General features: G+C 41.5%; 18 protein-coding genes, 1 rRNA gene and 1 pseudogene. 15 read left to right on the top strand and 5 right to left on the bottom strand.

Annotated elements, in window-relative coordinates; genetic code table 11:
• The 6 genes from rrf to FTT77_RS15380 all read left to right on the top strand — a co-directional run.
• A 5S ribosomal RNA gene (gene rrf / locus FTT77_RS15355) occupies window positions 1–90 on the top strand; the annotation flags it as partial.
• Window positions 91–715: 625 nt separating this feature from the next.
• The gene (locus FTT77_RS15360; protein ID WP_180026230.1) at window positions 716–2089 is read left to right on the top strand and encodes an MFS transporter; all 1374 of its coding nucleotides are present in this window, start codon (window positions 716–718) and stop codon (window positions 2087–2089) included.
• A gap of 361 nt (window positions 2090–2450) precedes the next feature.
• Complete coding sequence (locus FTT77_RS15365) at window positions 2451–3896, top strand: aldehyde dehydrogenase family protein (RefSeq protein WP_180022914.1); 1446 nt, start codon at window positions 2451–2453, stop codon at window positions 3894–3896.
• A gap of 117 nt (window positions 3897–4013) precedes the next feature.
• On the top strand, window positions 4014–4544 hold the full coding sequence (locus FTT77_RS15370) for a DUF1287 domain-containing protein (RefSeq protein WP_373685143.1): 531 nt from the start codon (window positions 4014–4016) through the stop codon (window positions 4542–4544).
• 367 nt (window positions 4545–4911) lie between these two features.
• Complete coding sequence (locus tag FTT77_RS15375) at window positions 4912–6396, top strand: sodium-dependent transporter (protein WP_180026228.1); 1485 nt, start codon at window positions 4912–4914, stop codon at window positions 6394–6396.
• 1 nt (window position 6397) lies between these two features.
• Window positions 6398–6508 (top strand): methionine/alanine import family NSS transporter small subunit, encoded by a 111-nt coding sequence (locus FTT77_RS15380; protein WP_180005359.1) that lies wholly within the window; start codon window positions 6398–6400, stop codon window positions 6506–6508.
• 82 nt (window positions 6509–6590) lie between these two features.
• Here the strand turns inward: FTT77_RS15380 and rsmB are convergent, their stop codons facing one another.
• Both rsmB and fmt read right to left on the bottom strand, forming a co-directional pair.
• Window positions 6591–7898 (bottom strand): 16S rRNA (cytosine(967)-C(5))-methyltransferase RsmB, encoded by a 1308-nt coding sequence (gene rsmB, locus FTT77_RS15385; protein WP_180026227.1) that lies wholly within the window; start codon window positions 7896–7898, stop codon window positions 6591–6593.
• Window positions 7898–8857, bottom strand: a complete 960-nt coding sequence (fmt, locus tag FTT77_RS15390; protein WP_180005357.1) for a methionyl-tRNA formyltransferase — start codon at window positions 8855–8857, stop codon at window positions 7898–7900. The genes rsmB and fmt overlap by 1 nt, the downstream gene beginning before the upstream one ends.
• A 437-nt stretch (window positions 8858–9294) precedes the next feature.
• Here fmt and ilvD (FTT77_RS15395) point away from each other — a divergent pair, with 437 nt between their 5' ends.
• The 4 genes from ilvD (FTT77_RS15395) (at window position 9295) to FTT77_RS15410 (ending at window position 15238) form a co-directional block, all read left to right on the top strand.
• Window positions 9295–11124, top strand: coding sequence for a dihydroxy-acid dehydratase (gene ilvD, locus FTT77_RS15395; protein ID WP_111885144.1), 1830 nt, complete (start codon window positions 9295–9297; stop codon window positions 11122–11124).
• Window positions 11125–11810: 686 nt separating this feature from the next.
• Window positions 11811–13496 (top strand): dihydroxy-acid dehydratase, encoded by a 1686-nt coding sequence (ilvD, locus tag FTT77_RS15400; protein WP_180009589.1) that lies wholly within the window; start codon window positions 11811–11813, stop codon window positions 13494–13496.
• A 151-nt stretch (window positions 13497–13647) separates the two neighbouring features.
• Window positions 13648–14970: a hypothetical protein gene (locus FTT77_RS15405; protein ID WP_180005355.1), complete on the top strand. Its 1323-nt coding sequence runs from the start codon at window positions 13648–13650 to the stop codon at window positions 14968–14970.
• Entirely contained in the window at window positions 14951–15238 is a 288-nt protein-coding gene (locus FTT77_RS15410; RefSeq protein WP_078191648.1) for a chorismate mutase, read from the top strand. Before FTT77_RS15405 ends, FTT77_RS15410 begins: the two co-directional genes overlap by 20 nt.
• 64 nt (window positions 15239–15302) lie before the next feature.
• Here FTT77_RS15410 and FTT77_RS15415 read toward each other — a convergent pair.
• A pseudogene (locus FTT77_RS15415) lies at window positions 15303–16629 on the bottom strand (ISNCY family transposase).
• A 623-nt stretch (window positions 16630–17252) separates the two neighbouring features.
• On the opposite strand from FTT77_RS15415, the gene FTT77_RS15420 reads away from it, so the two are divergent.
• The 5 genes from FTT77_RS15420 to FTT77_RS15440 all read left to right on the top strand — a co-directional run bounded on the left by FTT77_RS15420 (window position 17253) and on the right by FTT77_RS15440 (window position 21330).
• On the top strand, window positions 17253–17531 hold the full coding sequence (locus tag FTT77_RS15420; protein WP_004871185.1) for a metalloregulator ArsR/SmtB family transcription factor: 279 nt from the start codon (window positions 17253–17255) through the stop codon (window positions 17529–17531).
• Window positions 17532–17541: 10 nt separating this feature from the next.
• Window positions 17542–18561 carry a permease gene (locus FTT77_RS15425; RefSeq protein WP_180056120.1) on the top strand — a complete coding sequence of 340 codons (1020 nt, stop codon included), beginning with the start codon at window positions 17542–17544 and terminating at the stop codon, window positions 18559–18561.
• A 24-nt stretch (window positions 18562–18585) separates the two neighbouring features.
• On the top strand, window positions 18586–18825 hold the full coding sequence (locus FTT77_RS15430) for a thioredoxin family protein (protein WP_180109518.1): 240 nt from the start codon (window positions 18586–18588) through the stop codon (window positions 18823–18825).
• 86 nt (window positions 18826–18911) lie between these two features.
• Window positions 18912–19973 (top strand): ArsO family NAD(P)H-dependent flavin-containing monooxygenase, encoded by a 1062-nt coding sequence (locus FTT77_RS15435; protein WP_020846547.1) that lies wholly within the window; start codon window positions 18912–18914, stop codon window positions 19971–19973.
• 619 nt (window positions 19974–20592) lie between these two features.
• The gene (locus FTT77_RS15440) at window positions 20593–21330 is read left to right on the top strand and encodes a sulfite exporter TauE/SafE family protein (RefSeq protein ID WP_180109519.1); all 738 of its coding nucleotides are present in this window, start codon (window positions 20593–20595) and stop codon (window positions 21328–21330) included.
• Between the two features lie 9 nt (window positions 21331–21339).
• On the opposite strand, the gene FTT77_RS15445 is transcribed toward FTT77_RS15440, so the two are convergent.
• Window positions 21340–22242 (bottom strand): LysR family transcriptional regulator, encoded by a 903-nt coding sequence (locus FTT77_RS15445; RefSeq protein ID WP_180109520.1) that lies wholly within the window; start codon window positions 22240–22242, stop codon window positions 21340–21342.
• Between the two features lie 115 nt (window positions 22243–22357).
• The gene (locus FTT77_RS15450; protein ID WP_180109521.1) at window positions 22358–23662 is read right to left on the bottom strand and encodes a solute carrier family 23 protein; all 1305 of its coding nucleotides are present in this window, start codon (window positions 23660–23662) and stop codon (window positions 22358–22360) included.
• Between the last annotated feature and the right edge of the window lie 362 nt (window positions 23663–24024).

The raw sequence follows: 24024 nt of genomic DNA on the forward strand, positions 1-24024 counted from the left end.
CACCTGATCCCTTCCCGAACTCAGAAGTGAAACCTCTTAGCGCTGATGGTAGTGTGGGGTTACCCATGTGAGAGTAAGTCATCGCCAGCTCATTATTCGAAACACCCCCAACTTAAACGTTGGGGGTGTTTTTTTATGTGTGGAGAAAAGGGGAAAAGAAGATAAGCAGAAGCATAAAACAGGGAGATGATAAAAATATTGATAGATTGTGGCTTGAATTATTTAAACATGGATGATTATTAGACAATAAACGCATTTAAAAATCATCAATTGAAGGAATTCTCAGCTTAAAAATGTCGGAAAACCTGAATGTAAGTCAGCTAAAACAACAGTTTAAATGCCTAATTATCGACTTAAGTGATGGCTGATGCCTTATGATTTAGAAATCTACGACCTAGATCGTAGAGTCTGGTTTTTTTCTATAAAATTTGAGTTTTATTCTGACAATTTTCATATCAAATAATCTATCGTCTGATTGTGATTTAGCTTCTAGTAACACATTGAAAATTAATCATTATAAAAACTAGACCCACAGTCCATCGACTTTTTTATGTATAAATATTTCAAAAATATCCGAGTTTTTATGACATTTTATTCCCAAACAACATGGATATATCTGAAAGGTATGGGTCTATACCTTTGTAATTTTGGACAATTTACAGTCAAAAACGGCATTGTAGCGAAAAATAAAACTCACAATTGGAGGTGAGGTTCAATGTCTACAAGCACAATGAATGTGAATAGCGTTGTCGATAACGCTAAGTTCACAAAATCGCATTTCAGCATCATGATGTGGTGTCTAATTCTTATTTTATTTGATGGTTACGACTTAGCGATCAATGGTGTTGCGCTGCCTTTATTGATGAAAGATTGGGGATTAACAGCTGTTCAGGCAGGTATGCTAGCGAGTACAGCACTTGCAGGGATGATGTTTGGTGCCATGATGTTTGGTACTTTGGCTGATAGGATTGGCCGTAAAAAAGTTATCATGATTTGTGTATTTTTATTCAGTACATTCACATTTTTAGGCGGTTTTGCATCAAATCCAACGGAATTTGGCGCGTTACGTTTTATTGCTGGACTTGGCATTGGTGGGGTATTACCGAACCTTGTGGCATTGACATCTGAATATGCACCTAAGCATCTACGCAGTACTTTAGTGACCACCATGTTCAGTGGTTATGCAATGGGTGGCATCATGGCGGCTCTCTTTGGTTCATGGTTTACTGCGGATTATGGTTGGCAAATCATGTTCTTCATTGCGGGTATTCCACTGTTACTGTTGCCATTTGCTTGGAAATTTTTACCTGAATCGCTCACATTTTTGGTGAAGGTGAATCGTCATGATGAAGCACGTCGTATGATTCAAACCATTGCACCTGAACAAACCGTGACTGCAAATACTCAACTGGAACTGACTGAAGTTGCGGTTCCGGGTGGAACGTCTGTTAAAGCGTTGTATAAGCAAGGTCGTGGCGTAAGTACGATGTTATTTTGGCTGTGTTTCTTTATGTGTCTATTAACCCTTTATGCATTAGGCAGTTGGTTACCAAAACTAATGATGGCCGCAGGTTATTCATTAGGTAGCAGTTTGACCTTCCTATTGGCGATGAATATTGGTGCCGTAATTGGTACGATTGGCGGCGGTATTTTAGCGGACAAATTCCACTTAAAACCGGTGATCATTACATTATGTCTTGCAGGTGCTGTGGCACTATCTTTACTCGGCTTTAATTCACCACAGCCTGTGATCTATCTTTTGGTTGCTGTCGCAGGTGCATCGGCAATTGGTTCGCAAATCTTGCTGTATAGCTATGTTGCACAGTACTATCCGTTGTCTGTACGTTCGACAGGTATTGGATGGGCATCTGCAGTCGGTCGTACAGGTGCGATTGTTGGCCCTATTCTGATCGGCTATTTATTATCACAAGAATTGCCACATCAAATTAACTTTATGGCCGTAGGAATTCCAGTAGTCATCGCAGCGATTGCAGTGTTCTTTATTCGCAAAGCGCAAACGGATGAAGAGGTTGCCGCTCTAGAAAATGTGAATAAGGCTACAGTCAAAACACAGCGTTCGTATAGTTAAAATTTAGATTTAAAAAAGCCCGTTATTTGATGGGCTTTTTTATGTTGTACTCATAAATTTTATCATTGAATTTAGGTTGAATGATTTATTAAAAAATTGATAAATAATGAGATTTAATATTTTTAAACAGCTCTTCTAATTTAATTTCATCGTTATATAGAGACTCGATCATACGTTTTTCAGTGCAAGCAGAGATCTGAAAATAGGGGTTAATATTCAAGGCATTTAGGTAGCTGAGTTTGACGCTTGTGGTTCATTTTGTTACTTAAATATAGTGAACTCTGTGCTCAGTCAGCGCATGATAGAGGCATAGATTTATTCACATTTATCAATAATGTCTCAAGATCATGGAAATATCGTCATGTCCAAAGCCGTACAAGATATAAAAGATTATCCGCTCTATGTTGCAGGTAAAGCAGCGACTACCGATCAGTGGTTAGAAGTGAATCAAAAATATACCCAAGACGTATATGCACGCGTTGCGCTCGCAGATGCTGCAACCATTGAAAAAGCCATTGATTCAGCGGTCAAATCTAGTGCTGCAATGGCGGCATTGGAACCTTTTCAAAAACAAAAAATTTTACTGCACTGTGTTAAACGTTTTAATGAAATGCGTGCAGAATTGACTGAAATTTTAATTGCGGAAGGTGGAAAACCGTGTAAAGCCGCAGCTGCTGAAGTTGAACGTTTAATTAATACCTTTCAAATTGCTGCCGATGCTGTCACACAGATGGATGATGGTCGCATGATCCCATTGGCGGTTACTGCAGCGGCATCTGGCTATCAAGGCATGGTCAAACATGTGCCGATAGGCCCTGTATCCTTGATCAGCCCGTTTAATTTTCCGATCAATCTGACTGCGCATAAAATTGCACCTGCCATTGCCGCAGGCTGTCCATTTGTTTTGAAGCCTGCAAGTTTGACGCCTATTTCAGCTTTAAAAATTGCGGAAGTTTTGGCAGAAACGGATTTACCTAAAGGTGCTTTTTCAGTTTTACCTTGTCCACGTGAACATGCAGATGTCTTGGTAACAGATGACCGATTTAAACTGCTCAGCTTTACCGGTTCCGATGTTGTCGGCTGGGATATGAAAGCGCGTGCGGGGCGTAAAAAAGTGACTTTGGAACTCGGTGGCAACGCTGCTGTATTGGTTGAGCCTGATACTGAAATTTCAGCGGCATTTATTGAACGCTTAGTCGGTGGGGCGTATAACCATGCAGGGCAGGTGTGTATTAGTGTTCAACGCATCTTGGTGCATGCCGATATCTATGCCGATGTGAAGAAAAAACTCGTGGCGAGAATGAAGCAGCTTAAAGCGGATGATCCACAGTTGGAAAGCACCATGGTCGGTCCAATGATTAAGGAAGCAGAAGCAACACGCGTGCATAAATGGGTCGATAAAGCAGTCAAAAAAGGAGCTAAAGCTTTGGTTCGTGGTGAACATCAGGGGGCTTTGCTCGATCCAATTTTATTAGAAAATGTCGATGAATCGCTAGAAGTGTATAAAGATGAAATCTTTGGCCCTGTAGCGATTTTAGAGAAATACAAAAACTTTGAAAAAGGTATCGCCAAAATTAATAGCAGCCGTTTTGGTTTACAGGCGGGCATCTATACGCAAAATTTGAATAAAATGTTGTATGCGTGGAATCACTTAGAGGTCGGTGGAGTGATTATTAATGACATTCCATCTTTCCGTGTTGATAACATGCCATATGGTGGCGTAAAAGATTCTGGCTTAGGTCGTGAAGGGATTCAGTCTGCCATTCGAGATATGCAAGAAGAACGCGTATTGGCGATAAAACTGTAGCAGTTTAAACTTGGGCTTGGTTCAGTATGGATCTGTTCGAAGCCCAGTTTTTGAATCATTTCAAAAAATCTAAAGTGAATAAGAAAAATGAAACGAATTTTATTATTGGTCAGTTTGATGACCGTGAATATGGCTGTCTTTGCCTTTAACGCCACTCAAATGGTGACGGATGCACGCAGTCAAATTGGGAAAACCTTATATTATGATCCTGCGTATACTGCACTGCGTTATCCAATGGGAGATGTCCCTTTAATCAAGGGTGTTTGTACCGACGTGGTAATTCGTGCATTACGACAGCAAGGGATTGATTTACAACAAACCATTCATGAAGATATGAAAGCCAATTTTAAGCAGTATCCACAAAAATGGGGCTTAAAAAGTACTGATAAAAATATTGATCATCGGCGTGTTCCCAATATTCAAACCTGGATGCAACGCCAGGGCTATGTAGTCAAAGATAAGCAGTATTTGGCAGGTGATATTGTCACTTGGGACTTAGGGCGTGGTTTAGTGCATATCGGTGTGGTTTCAGATCGTAAAATGAAAGGTAGCGGGGTTCCGCTGATCATCCATAATATAGGAGAGGGCACACAGGAAGAAGATCTTTTGCATGCCTATCAAATTACCGGACATTATCGAGTGAAATAACTTTAAAAATTTAATTGGAAATAAAATATTCCTAAAAGTTATATTATTAATAACTTAAATTGTATGAAAAATAAGCTGATTAAATGAACATTTAAGCCTAAACACATTATAAAAATGGAATATTTGCCGTAGAAATTACAGAAAAACTTAAAAAAAGTGAGTATTGTTAATTCATACAAAGGGAAAGTTATTTGTGGTGTTTTTAACCAAAATGCGCATGTGATTTTTCTGTTTGCAATTTGGTATAGACGCTCACAAGGTATCTCACCAGATCAAACACCCAGAATTTTATTTTTATGGTTCTTTTTTTGCTCGCGATATAACCATAACAAGCAGCAGTTAAAGATGCCTGAGGTTTAGGTGTTCTATGTCAGATAATCGTGAAAACTGGTCGGCACGATCAGGATTTATCATTGCCGCTATTGGTTCCGCTGTAGGTTTGGGAAACATTTGGCGTTTCCCTTACGTGGCGTATGAAAATGGTGGCGGTGCATTTTTAATTCCCTATTTAATTGCAATTTTTGCAGCGGGTTTGCCTTTATTGTTCTTAGATTATGCAGTGGGGCATAAATTCCGAAAAGCACCGCCAACTGCATATAAAAAACTTATGAACAGTGAGGCATTAGGCTGGTGGCAAGTGATGGTGACACTCATCATCGGGATCTACTATGCCAGCGTATTGTCATGGGCCGGTAGTTACATGTATTACGCCATTGGACAACAATGGGGCTCAGATACGGAAAGCTTTTTCTTTAAAACCTATCTACAAAATGGTGATGGCTTAACATTTGGTTTTGTTCCGACTTTATTTGTTGGTTTAGTCATTGTTTGGGCTGTGGTGATGTTCATTCTCTATGGCGGTGTACGTCGTGGTGTAGAACTTGCCAATAAAATTTTTATGCCGTTATTGATCGTGTTATTTAGCATTTTAGTCATTCAAGCATTGCGTCTACCGGGTGCGGCAGAAGGCTTAAATGCATTCTTTACGCCAAACTGGGAAGCGATGACCGACTATAAAGTATGGTTAGCAGCCTTTGGTCATATCTTCTTCTCGTTATCGATTGGTTTCGGGATCATGTTGACCTATGCGTCTTACTTAAAAGCAAAAACCAACTTAACCGGTTCAGGTGTAGTCGTTGCATTAGCCAACTCATCATTTGAAATCTTAGCGGGTATTGGCGTCTTTGCAGCACTTGGTTTCATGGCACAAAGTTCAGGTGTACCTGTAAAAGAAGTAGTATCTGGTGGTATTGGTTTAGCCTTTATTGCCTTCCCGAAAATCATTTCGAGTATGGGGGCAGGCGGTGATTTGTTTGGCTTCTTGTTCTTTGCTTCGTTGGTGGTTGCAGGGATTACCTCTATGGTGAGTATCTTGCAAGTGCCAATTGCAGCGTTTCAAGACAAATTGGGTTGGTCAAAAAATAAAGCTGTAACGATTGTTGCGGGCGGTTCAGCAATCGTATCTACACTTTTATTCTCTACACAAAGTGCCATTACTTTTGTTGATATCATTGACTACTTTGCCAATAACATTGGGATCGTGGGTGGTGGTTTACTCTCTATTATTTTGGTGTCGTGGTTCCATCGTCCATTGATGAAACAATTACAAGAGCATGCAAATCAATACTCAAGTATCAAGTTGGGTCAAGGTTGGAATTTCTTATTGACCGTGATCACCCCAATTTCATTATTGGTTGCACTTGTATTGACGATTAAGGCTGTCGCAACTGAAGGTTATGGCGGTTATCCTGCAACGACACTTTGGTTGGTGGGTGGTTCGGTATTGGCCTTCTTTGTATTGGGTTCTGTTCTATTAAGCTTGTGTAAAGACAAAGGTCCAGAGGAGAATTAATATGAATACATCTGCAATGATCATGATGATTTTATCAATTGTTTTGCTATGGGGTGGTTTACTTTTAGCGACGATTCATTTGGTGAAAAATCCTGACGAAGCTGAAGATTAAATTTAGAATGACGAAAAAAATGCCCGATGAAATCATCGGGCATTTTTTATGATTGTTTACATCTAAAAAGGTGTTTATTGATTTAGGCCGTTTTTACTATACGGCAATAATAGAAGCCATCGCCATAACCCACTTTCGGGAAAAGTTGACGACCATGGATTTGTTCAACTCCCCAATCTGCTTCAATTTTAATTTCTTGGGCATCGGCATGATTGGCAAAGAACTCAACCATTTGCTGTTCATTTTCAGCTTTTAAAATCGAGCAAGTGATGTAAAGCAGCGTACCGCCAACTTTAAGTTGCTTCCACATGTTTTCCAAAATTTGCTTTTGTAATACTACTGTTTTCGCAATGTCGCCCGATTGACGTAGTAAACGAATGTCAGGATGACGACGCATTACACCGACAGCAGTACATGGCGCATCGAGCACGATACAATCAGCAAGCTCAGGAACAGTGTAAGTGATGGCATCGGCAGTTTGGATTTCGACATGTTTACCATCGAGAACCAAACGATCAAGGTTTTCAACTACACGTTTCAGGCGCTTTTCATCTTGGTCGAGTGCGATGAGTTTCTTCGGTTGGAAGGTCTCTAAAATGTGTGCAGTTTTACCACCGGGCGCAGCACAAGCATCAATCACAAATTTACCATCGAGATTTGGTAAGAGTGTTGCACACAGCTGAGCATGTTCATCCTGTACCGAAAAACCACCTGCTTCAAAGCCCGGCAAACTTGGAATATGTAGACTTTCATCCATCACAATACCGACATTAGAGAGTTCACAACGATGTGCATCGATGCCTTCATCTTCCAGAATATCAAGGTATTCATCACGGCTCACTTGGCGTGTATTGACACGTAAAGTCAGTGGCGCAATTTGTTTAAGCTCATAGCTGAGCTCGTCAAATTGTTCACCCCAGTCTTTTTTCAGACGTTTGGTTAACCAACTTGGTAAATTGGTGGCTTGTTCAAGTACGTCGTAGAACTGTTCTGTTTCACGTGTTGCACGGCGCAAAATTGCGTTGATTAAGCCACTTAGACTTCCCATACCCAATTGTTTTGCAGCTTCCACCGTTTCAGAAATTGCAGCGTGAGCCGCGACACGGGTACACAACAATTGATACAAACCAAGGTATAAACAGGTTTCAACCACTTGGTTATCTACAGGTTTAGACAGTAATGGTAAAGTCAGTTGTTTCAATGCGTACCATTGACGTAAACAACCAAGCACCAATTCATGGAATAACGCACGGTCTTTATCTGACACGATATTCATTTGCTGCGCGAGTACCGATTGCAGCGATTGACCATTTTGGACAGCCAATAACGTCTTCACTACCTGAGCACGTAAATTAAGGTCTCGGGTCGAGGCGTTGGGAGATTGCTTCATTATAAAATTTGTCCAATAGTCAATTTTTGGGTTTGTAAAATTTGTACAGGGTTGAGTGGTTTAGCACCCGGCCATTGCAAAGAAGTCAAAATAATCACGCTGCCATTGGCACAGGCAACGTGTATGCCTTTTTTATCGATGGCAATGATTTCACCTGCTTGAGCATTCGGTGCAGACGCAGCAGAAAGTTCAGAATGCCAAACGCGTAAATTGTTTTGTTCATCTAACTGAATAAATGCTACCGGCCACGGATTAAAGGCACGGATGTTGCGATCGATTTGTACGGCATCGATGGACCAATCAATTTTTGCTTCAGCTTTTGATAGCTTATGTGCATAAACTGTTAATGCTTCGTCTTGAACTTCACGGCTGTCTAAATATTGCTGCAATGTTTGTTCAGTGTCTAAAACGGCAGCAATTGCAGTTGCACCTTGCTCTGCAAGTTTGTCATGCAAAGTTGCAGAGGTATCCGTTGCTTCAATCGGGCAGATGGTTTTATACATCATGTCGCCAGTATCTAGTCCGGCTGCCATTTTCATAATGGTGACACCTGTTTCAATATCACCTGTTGCGATGGCACGTTGAATCGGTGCTGCACCGCGCCAACGTGGCAGCAATGAACCATGAATATTCAGGCAACCATATTTCGGGGTATCTAGCACGACTTGCGGCAAGATCAAACCATAGGCTGCAACCACCATAACATCGGCATTTAAGGCCTTTAATTCCGCTTGTGCGGCTAAACCTTCTTCAGTCGATGATTTGAAATGAAGGGGTTGGTAAACAGGAAGATGGTGCTCTAAAGCCAATTGCTTTACGGCAGAAGCTGTGAGTTTTTGTCCACGTCCAGCTTTGCGGTCAGGTTGAGTGTATACCGCAACAATTTCATGTTGTGTGTTGAGCAATGCAGCTAGTGCTGTTGCGGCAAATTCTGGCGTACCGGCAAAGATGATTTTCAAAATGAATGAACCGAATCTGTGTTGAATATGTGGATTATAGCAAATGATTAATGCGTAATTTAGAACATTAGAAATTGATTTTTGCAACTTTGAAGCTGTCCAAGCTCAATGATTTCATAACCCAAAATCGCAAATTTGCAATTTTTAAATAAATTATATTTATATAAAATTTAAAAATTATTCATGAAAGTTTTGTATTGTGCAGCCATTGATGGCGGTATAGTAGATTTCAGTTAAAAGATTTTTGTCGTCAAATCACTCGTTTTTATTGATAGACCCATCTGCCCAAATCTCAGCTTAAAAAGCCATCTTTAAAAACAATGGCTTGGTGTATGATAGGTTTAAAATTCGACTGATTTTACATCATTGTCAGTATGATTTAGCCAGAGTGAATCTGTAGGATTCATTTCAAGCTCAAACTTTGTTGGAAATATAAAATGCCTGACTATCGTTCAAAAACATCGACACACGGAAGAAATATGGCGGGTGCGCGCGGCTTATGGCGCGCAACTGGTATGAAAGATGAAGACTTTGGTAAACCAATTATTGCCGTCGTGAACTCATTTACTCAATTTGTACCGGGTCACGTTCATCTTAAAGACCTTGGTCAACTCGTGGCGCGTCAAATTGAGCAAGCAGGCGGTGTAGCCAAAGAGTTCAATACCATTGCGGTTGATGACGGTATTGCGATGGGTCATGACGGTATGCTGTATTCATTGCCTTCACGTGACTTGATTGCAGACTCTGTTGAATACATGGTGAGCGCACACTGTGCCGATGCCATGGTATGTATTTCCAACTGTGACAAAATTACTCCAGGGATGTTGATGGCGGCAATGCGTTTGAACATTCCAGTGGTATTTGTCTCTGGTGGTCCAATGGAAGCGGGTAAAGTTAAAATCCGTGGTAACGACAAAGCCATCGACTTAATTGATGCCATGATTGTGGCTGCAGATGACAACTATACCGATGAAGAAGTAGCAGAATACGAACGCTCTGCATGCCCAACTTGTGGTTCATGCTCAGGTATGTTCACCGCAAACTCAATGAACTGCTTAACAGAAGCATTGGGCCTGTCTTTACCGGGTAACGGTTCTACACTGGCAACACATGCAAACCGTAAAAAATTATTCGAACGCGCAGGCTCTTTAATTGTTGAATTGGCTAAACGTCATTATGAACAAGATGATTACAGCGTATTGCCACGTGAAATGGTGACCAAAGCCTCGTATGAAAATGCCATGACTTTAGACATCGCGATGGGTGGTTCAACCAATACCGTTCTACACTTGTTGGCGGCTGCCAATGAAGCGGGTGTTGATTTCACGATGGATGACATTGACCGTTTATCTCGCAAAGTGCCTGTTCTATGTAAAGTTGCACCTGCGAAAAACGACGTACATATGGAAGATGTACACCGTGCTGGCGGTATCATGTCCATTCTCGGTGAATTAGACCGTGCAGGCTTATTGGACACATCTGTAGGTACTGTTCACGAAGCAAGCTTAAAAGATGCTTTAGATAAATGGGACATTATCCGTACTGAAAATGAAGACGTTTACCAATTCTTCCGTTCAGCGCCGGGCGGTGTACCAACGCAAACTGCATTCTCACAAGATCGATATTACCAACGACTAGATGGTGACCGTGAAAATGGCGTGATCCGTAATGCTGAACATGCGTTCTCGAAAGACGGTGGCTTAGCTGTGCTTTACGGCAACATTGCGCTCGATGGTTGTATCGTAAAAACTGCGGGTGTAGATGATTCAATCTTGAAATTCAACGGTACTGCACGTGTGTTTGAAAGCCAAGATTCAGCAGTAGAGGCGATCTTGGGCAATGAAATCAAAGCCGGTGATGTGGTTGTGATTCGCTATGAAGGCCCACGTGGTGGTCCGGGTATGCAAGAAATGTTGTACCCAACCAGCTACTTAAAATCGAAAGGTCTAGGCAAAGAATGTGCATTATTGACTGACGGTCGTTTCTCGGGCGGTTCGTCAGGCCTGTCTATTGGTCACGTTTCACCTGAAGCAGCAGAAGGTGGTGCAATTGGTTTGGTGGAAGATGGCGATTTAATCGAAATTGATATTCCAAACCGTACCATCAACCTTGCTGTTGATGAAGCAACCATGGCCGCTCGCCGTGCAGCGCAAGAAGCCAAAGGTTGGCATCCAGTTGAAGAGCGTCCACGCAAAATTTCGAAAGCATTGAAAGCGTATGCAATGCATACCACGAGTGCGGCGAAAGGCGCAGTACGTGAAATCTAAACTTTAGATGTTTAATTAAAAAGCACTCCACATGGGGTGCTTTTTTAATTTACATCTACATAACTTGCATTGGATACGAGGAAATGTCATCCGCAACTGTCTGAGGCAAACGGTAATTTAAAAGTGAATGTTTCTGCGATCATTTTTTTAGTTGCAAACAGTTGCCGAGTTTTGCGGATGACAAATGGTTTTGGTTACTTTTGCCAAAACAAAAGTAGCATACGTGCTCCGAAAATTAGCTTTTATAGGATAAGACTCCGCTGTAATCAGCTTTTAAATGAAATAATGGGACAATAATTCTAAGTTATAGATTTATTAATCTGATTAAAAATAATGTTTCTTGAAGCAACTAAATAAAATTTAATAATTAGTTGATGTCATTAAAATTCTAAAAAAGACAGCCTCGAATAGTAGCTATAATTTATATGGCTTTGTGTAGGCAATCCCTTACTTTTGAAAGATCAAAAGTAACAAAAATCTTTTGTTCTCCTGATATGGCATCCCTGCCATACAGGAAAACAGCGACATCCATGTCGCTTTGTCATGTGATTGAATGGTATTGCATGCGCTAAAAATCTTTTTTGTTGAGATGTAATTTCTTTTACATGCCGAGCGCTTTCTATACAATAAATTTAAAAGAACCCGCCAAAGCTGAAGCCAAAATCAGCCATCGCCAAGGAACAACAATGAGTAAAAATAATATCCGCGAACATTCTGCTCCTGTTTATGAAGGCATAGAGAATGCGCCTGCACGTTCCATGATGCGTGCCACGGGCTTCCAAGATGCAGACTTTAAACGCCCATTTATTGGTATTGCTTCGACTTGGGCCAATGTCACGCCGTGTAATATGCATATTGATGGCTTGGCGCGTGAAGCTGAAAGTGGGGTGAATGCTGCAGGCGGGAAAGGCATTATTTTCAATACCATCACCATTTCTGACGGCATTTCCAACGGTACAGAAGGCATGAAGTATTCATTGCTATCGCGGGAAATCATTGCCGATTCCATTGAAGCTGTGTTGGGCTGTCAGGCCTATGATGGCGTAATTGCCATAGGCGGCTGCGACAAGAATATGCCAGGCTGTATCATGGGTTTGGCGCGATTAAACCGTCCGAGCCTGTTTATTTATGGTGGCACCATCAAACCCGGAGCAGGGCATACCGATATGATTTCGGTATTTGAAGCAGTCGGTCAGCACGCCAAAGGCGAAATCAATGAAATTCAAGTGAAGCAGATTGAAGAAGTCGCGCTGCCGGGGCCGGGTTCGTGCGGCGGTATGTATACGGCCAATTCGATGGCTTCAGCGATTGAAGCCTTAGGCATGAGCTTGCCAGGTTCATCGGCGCAGGAAGCAGTTTCAGCAGATAAAATTGAAGATTGCCAACGCGCAGGTGAAGCCGTGATGAACCTGCTGCGTCTCGATATTAAGCCGCGCGACATTATGACCAAAGCCGCTTTTGAAAACTCGATTAAAGTGCTGATTGCTTTAGGCGGTTCAACCAATGGCGTACTGCATTTGATTGCCATGGCGCATACCGCAGGCGTGGAACTGTCTTTGGATGATTTTGTGCGTATTGGCAAAGATATTCCTGTGGTGGCCGATGTGCGCCCATCGGGTAAATATTTAATGTCGGAACTGATTGCCATTGGCGGCATTCAGCCGCTCATGAAACGCATGCTGGATGCCGGCATGCTCGACGGTTCTTGCCTCACCGTTACGGGCAAAACTTTGGCGGAAAACTTAGCCGATGTAGAGGATTATCCTGAAGGACAGCAAATTATTTTGCCGTTTGATGCGCCAATTAAAAAGGATTCACATTTGGTGGTACTCAAAGGAAATTTGTCGCCGACGGGTGCAGTGGCTAAAATTACCGGTAAAGAAGGGCTGTATTTTGAGGGGCCTGCGCGGGTATTTGAGGGTGAGCAGGGTGCCATGCGCGGTATTTTAGATGGCGAAGTACAAGAAGGTGAAGTGGTGGTGATCCGCGGTGTTGGGCCGAAAGGCGGGCCGGGTATGCCGGAAATGTTAAAACCGACTTCAGCGATTATTGGTAAAGGTCTAGGCCAATCTGTTGCACTGTTGACTGATGGGCGTTTCTCGGGCGGCAGCCATGGTTTTGTGATTGGGCATGTGACACCAGAAGCCTATGAAGGAGGCCCAATTGGCTTGGTTAAAAACGGCGATAAAATTTCAATTAACGCTGAAACCCGTGAAATGACTTGGCATGTGGCTGAGGATGAAATTGCTGCACGTCGCGCGGCCTGGGTCAAACCGAAACCAAACTATACCCACGGCGCTTTGGCTAAATTTGCCAAGTTGACCTCTGGTGCGGAAAAAGGTGCGGTGACTGACCTAAATCTAGACGTCTAATCCATTGTTAAACATTGAACATTCAGCCCTGACTTGATATAAGTTTTGCACAAGGCTTATATCTCATTTAAAACAGCTTCATAATAGAAGTTGAATTTTAAGCATGTGCTGGCAGGTTCGGTACAATTCATCATTTTGAGGCAAAAAACGCATGTCACTGTTACGCCGTTGGTTCGATCCAATCCGATCGAGTTGGTTTTATCAGAAACCGACCCGACAAGCGGTGTTACCCACGGAACAAGGTCTGAGTGTTTATCTTCGACTGGATGATGTTTATAGCTATTTGGCTGCGCAGCAACTGCCTCAATTAGAAGAAATTCTCAGTGATGAAATTAAACCACTGAAAGTGATTATTTGTCGTCAGAGTGCTGAACCTCCTAATCAAATGTCATCGATAGAATGGCAACAATATTGTCTGAATGATGCCCAAATTTTAGCGCGGCAGCATCGTTTTAGTTTTCATGAAACACCTGAACAACCGACCGCCGAAGCTTTAGAACAAGCCGAAATTATTCTAAAAAATACGCCATTACGCGGCCAAGATTTTCTTTATTTACTTGAAGATGTGTTCCACATGCTGTGGCAAAAGCAGTATGGCAAGCTGAGAACACTGTATGCGATGGCCAGCCGTCATCATAAAGCTCAAGATTTTCCTGAACGTATCTTTACCGATACCCCGATTTTATCGGGCTATTTTGAGTTTGGTGAACGTAAGTACCATGCTGTAGATGATTTACTGCGTTTAACGCGCCGTTTAAAACAACAAAAACTCCTGACAGATAACCCGATCTTTATGATCAATCATATTGAATGGCGTGAGCACCTGATCAGTGATGCAGAAGAGTTGAATGAAATTCAGGGACTCGATCCTGAGCTTGATCTCTACATCGCGATGGAAGATCCGATTTCATGGTTACTGTTGGCTTATATTCGTGAGGAATTGGCGGACTATTATAATATTCAGTTGAATGTGTATCCATTGTCGTATCACGGTCGTGATTTGTTTGACTGGAGTTTGGCAACACGTCTGTCTAAACGGACCGAAGTTAAGTTCACGCCATTTTGCCGGCCTACAGAAGCTGCGACATTAGCTATGTCACAGCTTTACTACAGTGCGCCCGAAGAGCAGCGTATTGATGCGATGTATCGCATTTTGGAGGCTGTATGGACCAAAGGGCGTGATTTATCCTTCAAAGCACATTTTCAGGCTTTACAGTATGAGTTAGAGATTTCTGAACTGATCACTGAGGATATTGCTGAAAAATTAAAAGAAAATGATATGCACTGTGAGATGAAGTCACAGCCCGATTTTCCTGTTTTAGAATTACGTATTGCAGGTCAAAGCTATGTATTTAATAGTTTATATCGCGTTTGGATGATTGAAAGTATTTTCAGTAATGTGTTAGAAGAGAAGTATAAAAGTGAAAACACCGCTGAAAGTGAAGCCAGAGAAGATGAAGAAAGAAAAAGTTGAGTCATTAGAGCAAGCCCGCGCACAGATTGATGTGATTGATCAGGGAATTATTGAGCTCATTGCTGCACGTCAGTTTTATGTCGATCAAGCGGTGCGTTTTAAGCGTTCAGTACAGGATGTTCAATCACCAGAACGTGTCGAAGCGGTGATTAGTAAAATTCGTCTACAAGCCACAGAGCACGGTGTAAATGCAGATATTGTGGAACGTTTATACCGCGATATGATTCAGCATTTTATTCAACGTGAGTTGAAAGAAATCCGCCCATAGTTAGGGCGGATTTGATGTTATTCCCAAGTAGAAATGTCCTACCTAATAACCAAATAGAAATGTCCTATATGGACATTTCCAAGTCAAGCACAGGATTTAGATTTCGTTGTTCAATCGCTGTTTTCTGTGCTTGTCTACGTGGCATCTTTTGAGAACGATTGCGTTTGTTTTGGTGTTCCAGTTGTTCATGCTGTTGTTGAATATGTGCCAGCACAGAACCCAAACGTTTATTCTCAACGATCTCTCTCTGGTTGAGCTGACTTAATTTATCAAAGATGCTGTAATTGATTTTTCTTCCCTGATATTCAATGGCTACAGTACCATCCGGATATTCCAGGAACTCAAGATACTTGCCGCCCAATCTTTGATTTTCTTCGCTGTTTTCCAAGATATATACGCATTTATCATAAGTAATCGTCAAGCTGTTCGTGACCCTGCGGGGTTCACGCCAGGTAAAAACATCATCTAATTCTTCGGCTGTTTCAGCGATAGGCCGATGTAGATCCTTGGAATTAAAAGCCATCTTGGCGAATTTACGATTAAATTGCTCAATAAAGCACGGCAGCCACTTATTGGCATCTGCAATTGAACTTGATGCCTTCTAGACGCATCTCCTTAATCAGACGATCCTGAAGTGTTCTATTCGCTCGTTCTACACGACCTTTGGCTTGAGGGGAGTTAGCAAAAATGATATCGATATTGAGAGTGCTCAGAACACGTCCAAACTGGGTAATCTTGGTGTCTTTCTTGCTACTTTGATTCACCCTAAAAACTGAATGTTTGTCACTGTAAAATGCCAATGGCTTACCATGCTGTTCGATATATAAACGTGTCGAAATCATATAGTCAAAGGCTGACTCTGACGCACAGAAGCGTAAATGCTGCAATTTTCCTGTGGCATCATCGATAAATACCAGTAGGCAGCACTTGGCAGAACGGCCTTCAAACCAATCATGGTGTGAGCCATCAATTTGGATCAATTCACCATAACAATCTCGGTTATAACGAGGCTGATATGGTCGTTTCAGGCGCTTGCAGCGAGGGATCCATAAATCGGCTGCAATCATCCAAGAACGTAGTGTTTCCACTGAAATATCAAATCCATGAACAGTGGTGAGCTTTTCATGCGCTAAAGTGGGTCCGAAACCATAAAGTTGATCTGAAACAATATTGAGACACTTAAGTCTGAGTTCTTCAGGAAGTTTAGAATTGCTGATTTGGCCACGAGCGGCATGGGCTAATGCAGCGGGACCTTGAGCTTTGTATTTCTGCAGTAAGCGTCTGATCTGACGTTCTGAGATATGAAGTAGCTGAGCAGCCTGAGGTTGAGTTATGCGTTGATCGCAGATTTCTTGCAAGACCGACAATCGTTTAAGTTCTTTATCCGACATAGACACCAACATATCAAACCGTCCGCTTCGATAATCGCAAAAGCGCATATTCTAAAAGCGGACATTTTTACTTTGGAGAAACCGGACATTTCTACTTTGGGCTTACAAAAGCATTTCGTATAACCTCTATTATGTTAAATAGAATCCTCTTTAGTTGAATATTCATGCTTATAAGTGGTGTGTAAATCTTAAGTGAGAAAATCACTTTTATTTCAGCACACGTCAGATGCCGTGATCGCAGAAATTACCGAATTTTTGCATCATCATTTTGATCTCAATCATGTGACTGTACAGCTAGAATCAATCGATTATGCTGAACATTGTGAGATGAACCATAAATATCATGTTTCATAGACATCTGACATTTAGTAGTACGTGAAGAAACCCTATATTTTGTATCGTCCATCCTAAGTGGTTTTAGATATTCCTTTGGCACAGTTAGGTACTTTTTTTAAAGAAGATGGAAAATTCATTATTGGGGAAAATGGTAAGTATTTAAAATAAAAACATAATTTATTGTGAAGGCCCTGAAAAATGGTTTTTTTTATTTCCCATGTCACATTGACAATAATCAATATGATTTACATACTGGTTACATTAGAGCCATTTAAGGATAGTGTAGATTGAACAATCTTCAGGCCTGTAATTTATATAAAGCTTTAACCGATGAAACGCGGGTTAAAATTTTACAAACACTGCATTCAGGTGAATGTTGTGCCTGTGAACTATTGAAAAATTTATCAATTACGCAATCTACGCTCTCCCATCATATGAAGTGTCTGACTGAATTAGGTCTAGTCAAGGGAAGAAAAGATGGACGCTGGATGCGTTATTCACTAAATATCCCTTGTACCGAACAGCTCTATTCATTCACTAAAACACTTTTAGTCGGCCAAGGTTAGGGGGATTTAAATGGACAGTATTATTGCAATCTTTGCATGGTTAAATAGCGTCCTGTTGAAAATGACATGGCTATCAGATGGAGTTGCCTGGTTCGTTGAAAATATCTTAGGTTTATCGATTGCCACGCAAGTCGGTGGCAGCGTGCATTTTTTTATCTATGATGTCATTAAAATTTTTATACTTTTAAGTGTCCTGATCTATTCACTGTCGTATATCCAGAGCTATTTCCCTCCAGAACGAACCCGACAAATTCTGGGACGCATGAAAGGGATTAAAGCCAATATCATGGGTGCCTTACTGGGAACCATTACCCCATTTTGTTCATGTTCATCTATTCCTATCTTTATTGGTTTTACTCGGGCCGGTTTACCTGTCGGCGTAACATTCTCTTTTTTGATTTCCTCTCCTTTGGTCGATTTAGCTTCCATTATTTTACTCGCGAGTATCTTCAACTGGAAAATTGCCATGATCTACGTGGTACTTGGTCTGATTCTGGCAGTCCTAGGTGGTTCACTCATCAGCTTTTTCAAAATGGAAAGGTATGTCGCTGAATTTGTAACGCACAATAATGCGGTGCAAGATGATGAAAATTTTAAAATGTCCGCGAAAGAGCGTCGCGAATTTGCCTGGGAGCAGGTGGTCGAAATCTTCCGGAAAGTTTGGATCTATGTCTTGATCGGTGTCGGTATTGGTGCTGCGATTCATAACTGGATTCCAACGCAGTGGATTACTGCCTTATTAGGGCAAGACCATTGGTATTCAGTGCTTGTTGCGACTGTGGTCGGCATGCCGATGTACGCAGATATATTTGGATCTTTACCTATCGCAGAAGCATTGGTAGCTAAAGGTGTGGGCTTAGGTACAGTTTTGGCCTTTATGATGGCGGTGACAGCGCTTTCTCTGCCATCGTTAATTTTGTTAAAACAGGTCGTGAAGAAACAATTGCTCAGCCTTTTTGTCGCGATTGTTTTTGTTGGTGTTTTAATCATTGGATATAGTCTAAATTTAGTTGGTCAGTTCTTTATATAAAAAAGCAGTCTCAGGAGATTAGAAATGCAGATTAAAGTTATGGGTACAGGTTGTCATAAATGTAAGGCTTTACTAGCAGCGACAGAAAAAGCAGTGAAAAGCAGTGGGGTACAAGCTGAAATTGAGTATGTCACGGACATAATTAAGATTGCTGAAGCAGGTTTGATGAGTACGCCTGGTCTAGTCATTAATGATAAAATTGTCTCAAGCGGTAAAGTATTAGAAGCTCCAGCAATAGCTGAGTTAATTGAAAAAAATAAGTAAATTGAGTTATTGAAATTTAATATAAAAAACCAGTTGCTCCGGCAACTGGTTTTTTATATTAAAGAAAAATGAAAGGGGAAAGGGCTTTGAATCATAAACAGAATGAAACGGATGTGATCATTATCGGTGGTGGGCAGGCTGCTTTATCTACGGCTTATTTTTTAAAGCGAAAAAAAATACCATTCATTATTTTAGATGATCAAAATCAAGCAGGTGGAGCCTGGTTACATGCCTGGAATTCTTTGCGTCTATTTTCACCGAATAGCTGGAGTTCCTTACCAGGTTGGGTTATGCCGAATACAGAACAAACGTATCCGACCAAGAAAGAAGTTATTGAATACTTGCAGCAATATGAGCAGCGTTACCACTTTCCGATTATTCGTCCTATATATGTTGATCACGTCAAAAGCGAAGGAGAGGCATTGAGTGTGCATGCAGGTGAACAGTTATGGAAAGCCAAGGCTGTAGTCAGTGCAACGGGCACCTGGAGTCATCCTTATATCCCATCTTACCCGGGCCAAGAAAATTTTAAAGGGCTGAAATTACACTCCGCCCATTATCAAAATGCAGAACCGTTTAAAGATAAGCACGTCATGATTATCGGTGGTGGAAATTCCGGAGCACAAATTTTGGCTGAAGTTTCCCAAGTGGCAGACACTCTTTGGATCACGCCAACACCTCCTCAATTTTTAGCAGATGATGTTGATGGCCGTATACTATTTTTACGTGCGACAGAGCGTTTAAAGGCAAAATTAGAAGGCGGCACAATAGATCAGCCTGTTGGCGGTCTAGGTGATATTGTCATGATTGATTCAGTCAAAGATGCACGTTCACGAGGAGTTTTACATAGTGAGCGCCCGTTTTCGGCTTTTACAGAAGATGGCGTGATTTGGGAAGATGGATCTTTTCAACAGGTTGATGCAGTGATTTGGTGTACTGGATTTAAAGCGACTTTAGACCATTTAAAGCCACTTGGAATAGTAGAGGAAAATAATACGATACTGGTTGAAGGAACAAGATCAGTAAAACAACCCAACCTATGGTTAGTAGGATATGGTGAATGGACTGGACCTGGTTCAGCAACGCTGGTGGGTGTTTCAAGGACCGCGAGAACAACTGCTGAGGAAATTTCCGAATTTCTGGATTAAAATTTTGACCTATTTGTCTTGAGCAAGAAATAGCACAACAAATGGCAAATAAAACTCGTTATTTGGGTGCTATTTTTGTGGGCAAAATAAAAAGTTAAAAAATCAGTAGAAACCCGGCTTGGAAACAAGTCGGTTTTTTGGGTTTTCGCCACCGATTTTTTATAACATAACCTTTTGAAATATAACACTATTTATTTTGATGCGAAGTATGATTTTAATTTCCTGTTGGAAAGCCATGAAACATCCATTGTATGCCCCATAAAATAATTAGAATTAAAATTACGAAAAAGATAATTTCTAATTTTTTCATTTTTAAAGTTCTACTAAAATTAACATAATACACGTTATACGAAATTCTTGAAATTTTACTATAAGTATCAATATCTTATTGAAAACCGTTCCAGTAAACAGCATATTGGAACGGTTTTTATATTACTATTCAACCAATACGCTTATAACTTATTCAAAATCAGAAGAGTTTGTTTAGCCCATCTACGCTATCTGCTTTAGACGCTATAACCTAGCCTCAACTTTTTATTGAGGCTCTATTCCAAAAACACTGATTTTTCAAAGCGCCTGAATTGCATAGCATAGAACCAATTCTTCAGCGAGTTTCGCCATGATTTGGTTCGTCATCACAGTTTTTGCAATTGCAGGTCTGATTAAAGGCACGATTGGGTTAGGCCTGCCTGCGGTATCGATGGGCTTACTTACCATTGTGATCAGTCCATTTCAGGCAGCCACATTATTAATCATTCCATCTATGGTCACCAACTTTTGGCAACTATTTGCTGAAGGGCAGGTATTGCGCCTAATTCAACGCTTTTGGCCCTTGTTACTTGGGATTATCGTCGGTTCAATTTGGAGTATTTTTCCAACTTTAGGACATGGTGAATTTAAAAGTGAAGCTTTACTGGGGGGCATGTTGGCACTATACGGACTGTATGGGCTTTGTGCCAAAAGCTTGCCGAACTTTGCACCACATGAAAAATGGCTATCTCCAATGATCGGTTATCTTGGTGGAGCGCTGACTGTTGCGACAGGTGTGGTGGTGATCCCTGTGGTGCCATATTTGCAAGGTTTGCAGCTCAAACGCGATGATCTCGTTCAGTCACTCGGTTTGGCCTTTACCACATCAACTATTTGTTTGGCAGTGTTCTTACAGCAAAATCCTGTGGAAGATCTTCCGATTGATTATGCGATGTCAGCCATGGTACTAATTCCAGCGCTCATTGGTATGTGGGCAGGGAAAAAAATCCGTTACCGCATTCCAGAACAAAAATTCCGTAAGGTGTTTTTTATCGGGTTGATTGCCCTCGGTAGCTATATGATGCTGCACCAGTTTGGCGTGATTTAAAGCCTAGACTTAGCTATCCAAAGCAGATTTTTGTGACAGTAGAAACTGACTGAAATGCTGATAATTTAAGGGTAAATCATCAAAATTACGTGCGGTGAGGAGCAGTTTTCGATTGGCCCATTCACCGCTGAGCTCAACTTGGGCAAAGGCATATAAACTGATTAATCGTCCGGCCGCACATTTTGGCATGATGGCAATGCCCACACCATTCGCCACCACTTGGGCGATCGCGGCAAAGTTCGGCAAACGCAGCCGATACTGAATTTCACAGCCGAATAATTTGGCTTGTGCCTCGATCGATTGTTGCAAGGAATGATATTGCATCAAACCGACAAAGGGATAATTTAAAATCTCTGCGGGTTTGACGCTAAGTGTCGAGGCCAATTCATGAGTTATAGGACAAATCAGTACCAAAGGATCATCTGCAAACTCAAGTGTTTGTAACTTTTCGGATTTAAAGAAACCCGAAATTAGACCTAGTTGTGCATTGCCTTGTTCAATCGCTGCAATGATGTCTTTAGACTCGGCTTCATGCAGCTCAATTTGTGTGTTGGGATTTTCTAGCAAATAACGTGGTAGCAAGACCGGTAAATATTCACTTTGTGCAGATGAATTACACCATAAGGTCATATTTGAACTTAGCCCATGGGCAAAGGGCAGCATCGCGTGTTCTAATTGTTGCCCCTCACCTAAGATGCGCTGTGCATGTTCAACCAAGGTTTGACCGGCAAGAGTCAGTTTGACCCCTTTGGCTTGGCGAGTGAACAGGGCTGTGCGGTAATGCTGTTCGAGTTTTTTAATCCGTTCACTGGCTGCTTGTAGCGAGATGGCAGAACGAGCAGCGCCTTTGGTCAGACTGCCGCTGTCTACAATGTGCAGCACCAATTGGAGGTCGAACAAATCCAGTCGCATATGGTGTATTCCTTGGCTAATGCCTTATCTTACCGAAAGAGCAGCTATAAAAAAAAGCGACCTTTCGGCCGCTTTTCAAATGAATGTTGTATTCTTTTTTAAATGCTTTGGAGGCTTATTCTGATTTATCGCCCAAGCTAAAGAACCAATTCAAAATCAGCGCTGCAAATGTAGCAGTACCAATACCACCTAAGTTGAAGTTACCGAATTGAAGTGCAAAGTCACCTGTACCTAAAATAATCGTGACTGCTGCCACCATCAGGTTTTTGTTTTTTGAAAAATCAACTTTGTTTTCAATCCAAATTTTCGCACCTGCAATGGTAATTAGACCAAATACAACAATCGATGCACCTGTCAAAATGGCTTGCGGAATGGTATGAATAATCGCACCAAACTTTGGAGAAAGACCAAGGAAGATGGCGAATACACCTGCAAATACAAACACGATGGTCGAGTAAACACGCGTTACTGCCATCACACCAATATTTTCGCCATAAGTGGTCATACCCGGACCGCCGACACCGCCTGAAAGTGTAGTCGCAACACCATCTGCAACGAAGGCTTTACCAATGTGCGGATCGAGGTTTTCACCTGTCATCGCGCCCACAGCTTTGATGTGCCCAAGGTTTTCTGCAACCAAAATCAACGCAATCGGTGCAATGATCAGCATGGCATTGAAGTCAAAGACCGGTGAATGGAAGTGCGGAACACCAAACCAAGCTGCATCTTGTACTGGAACGAAGTTGATTGGTGTGCCATGACCCATGACATTGGAAATGATGTAATACACCAAGTAAGCGAGTAGAAGGCCAACTAAGAGTAATAGACGTTGTAATAAACCTTTGGTGAACACTGCAATCGAACCCATACACAGTACAGTGACTAATGCCATCCACATATTAAAGTTATTACCGGCAACCCCTTTAATGGTCACTGGGGCAAGGTTGAGACCAATGATCATCACCACTGCACCTGTAACGACAGGCGGCATAAGTTTTTCAATCCAACGGGTACCCGTTGCCATCACGATAAAACCAAAAATGGCATATAAAATACCGCAGGCCATAATCCCGCCAGCAGCCAATGCGATATTGGCATTTGCTGCGCCAGTACCTGACGCTGCATAACCTGTTGCGGCAATGACCACACCAATAAAGGCAAAGCTTGAGCCCAGATAACTTGGTACACGACCACCAGTCATAAAGAAGAACAAGATGGTACAGATGCCCGACATTAAAATTGCAAGATTGGCATCAAAACCCATCAAGAATGGTGCAAGAACCGTTGCACCAAACATTGCAAAGGCATGCTGTATCCCCAATACAACACTTTGCACCGGAGGTAGGTACTCATTTGTACCGACAGGACGTGCATCAATATTGCCTTCGTACGGGCGCCATTTGGGAAACCAATTGGACATAAAATGAGCACTCAATAGATAAATTGTGCACATCATACTCTTGTTTTTTAGAAGATTTAATCTCTTTTAAAAATATTTTATTCAAACTAATTACATGACTTTACATGTAAATTTACCAAATGGTAAAAGTTTTAAGGGTGTAAAAATGGCATTAAATCATGCAATTAATCAAATAGGATAAGAGTCAATACTTCATAAATTTTTCTTATTTTATCAAATGGAGCGTAAAACTCTGTCCTTCAGGTCAGAGATATAAGCGACACGACATGAAGTGTCGTTTGATTTAACTAAGGACTATTTTCCTTGAGTTTTGATTGTTAATATAAGTACATGAAAACCCTTAAATTACGTATAAAAGACAA

Origin of the sequence: Acinetobacter sp. YH01010 (assembly GCF_013420775.1) — a bacterium.
GTDB classification, from domain to species: Bacteria; Pseudomonadota; Gammaproteobacteria; order Pseudomonadales; family Moraxellaceae; genus Acinetobacter; species Acinetobacter amyesii.

Bases quoted from the DNA above. Each gene is read 5' to 3' on its own strand.
- FTT77_RS15410 (WP_078191648.1), top strand. From the start codon at position 14,951: ATGAAGAAAGAAAAAGTTGAGTCATTAGAGCAAGCCCGCGCACAGATT.
- FTT77_RS15440 (WP_180109519.1), top strand. From the start codon at position 20,593: ATGATTTGGTTCGTCATCACAGTTTTTGCAATTGCAGGTCTGATTAAA.
- FTT77_RS15360 (WP_180026230.1), top strand. From the start codon at position 716: ATGTCTACAAGCACAATGAATGTGAATAGCGTTGTCGATAACGCTAAG.
- rsmB (WP_180026227.1), bottom strand. From the start codon at position 7,898: ATGAAGCAATCTCCCAACGCCTCGACCCGAGACCTTAATTTACGTGCT.
- ilvD (WP_180009589.1), top strand. From the start codon at position 11,811: ATGAGTAAAAATAATATCCGCGAACATTCTGCTCCTGTTTATGAAGGC.
- FTT77_RS15370 (WP_373685143.1), top strand. From the start codon at position 4,014: ATGACCGTGAATATGGCTGTCTTTGCCTTTAACGCCACTCAAATGGTG.
- ilvD (WP_111885144.1), top strand. From the start codon at position 9,295: ATGCCTGACTATCGTTCAAAAACATCGACACACGGAAGAAATATGGCG.
- FTT77_RS15445 (WP_180109520.1), bottom strand. From the start codon at position 22,242: ATGCGACTGGATTTGTTCGACCTCCAATTGGTGCTGCACATTGTAGAC.
- FTT77_RS15375 (WP_180026228.1), top strand. From the start codon at position 4,912: ATGTCAGATAATCGTGAAAACTGGTCGGCACGATCAGGATTTATCATT.
- FTT77_RS15430 (WP_180109518.1), top strand. From the start codon at position 18,586: ATGCAGATTAAAGTTATGGGTACAGGTTGTCATAAATGTAAGGCTTTA.
- FTT77_RS15405 (WP_180005355.1), top strand. From the start codon at position 13,648: ATGTCACTGTTACGCCGTTGGTTCGATCCAATCCGATCGAGTTGGTTT.
- FTT77_RS15450 (WP_180109521.1), bottom strand. From the start codon at position 23,662: ATGTCCAATTGGTTTCCCAAATGGCGCCCGTACGAAGGCAATATTGAT.
- FTT77_RS15380 (WP_180005359.1), top strand. From the start codon at position 6,398: ATGAATACATCTGCAATGATCATGATGATTTTATCAATTGTTTTGCTA.
- FTT77_RS15425 (WP_180056120.1), top strand. From the start codon at position 17,542: ATGGACAGTATTATTGCAATCTTTGCATGGTTAAATAGCGTCCTGTTG.
- FTT77_RS15365 (WP_180022914.1), top strand. From the start codon at position 2,451: ATGTCCAAAGCCGTACAAGATATAAAAGATTATCCGCTCTATGTTGCA.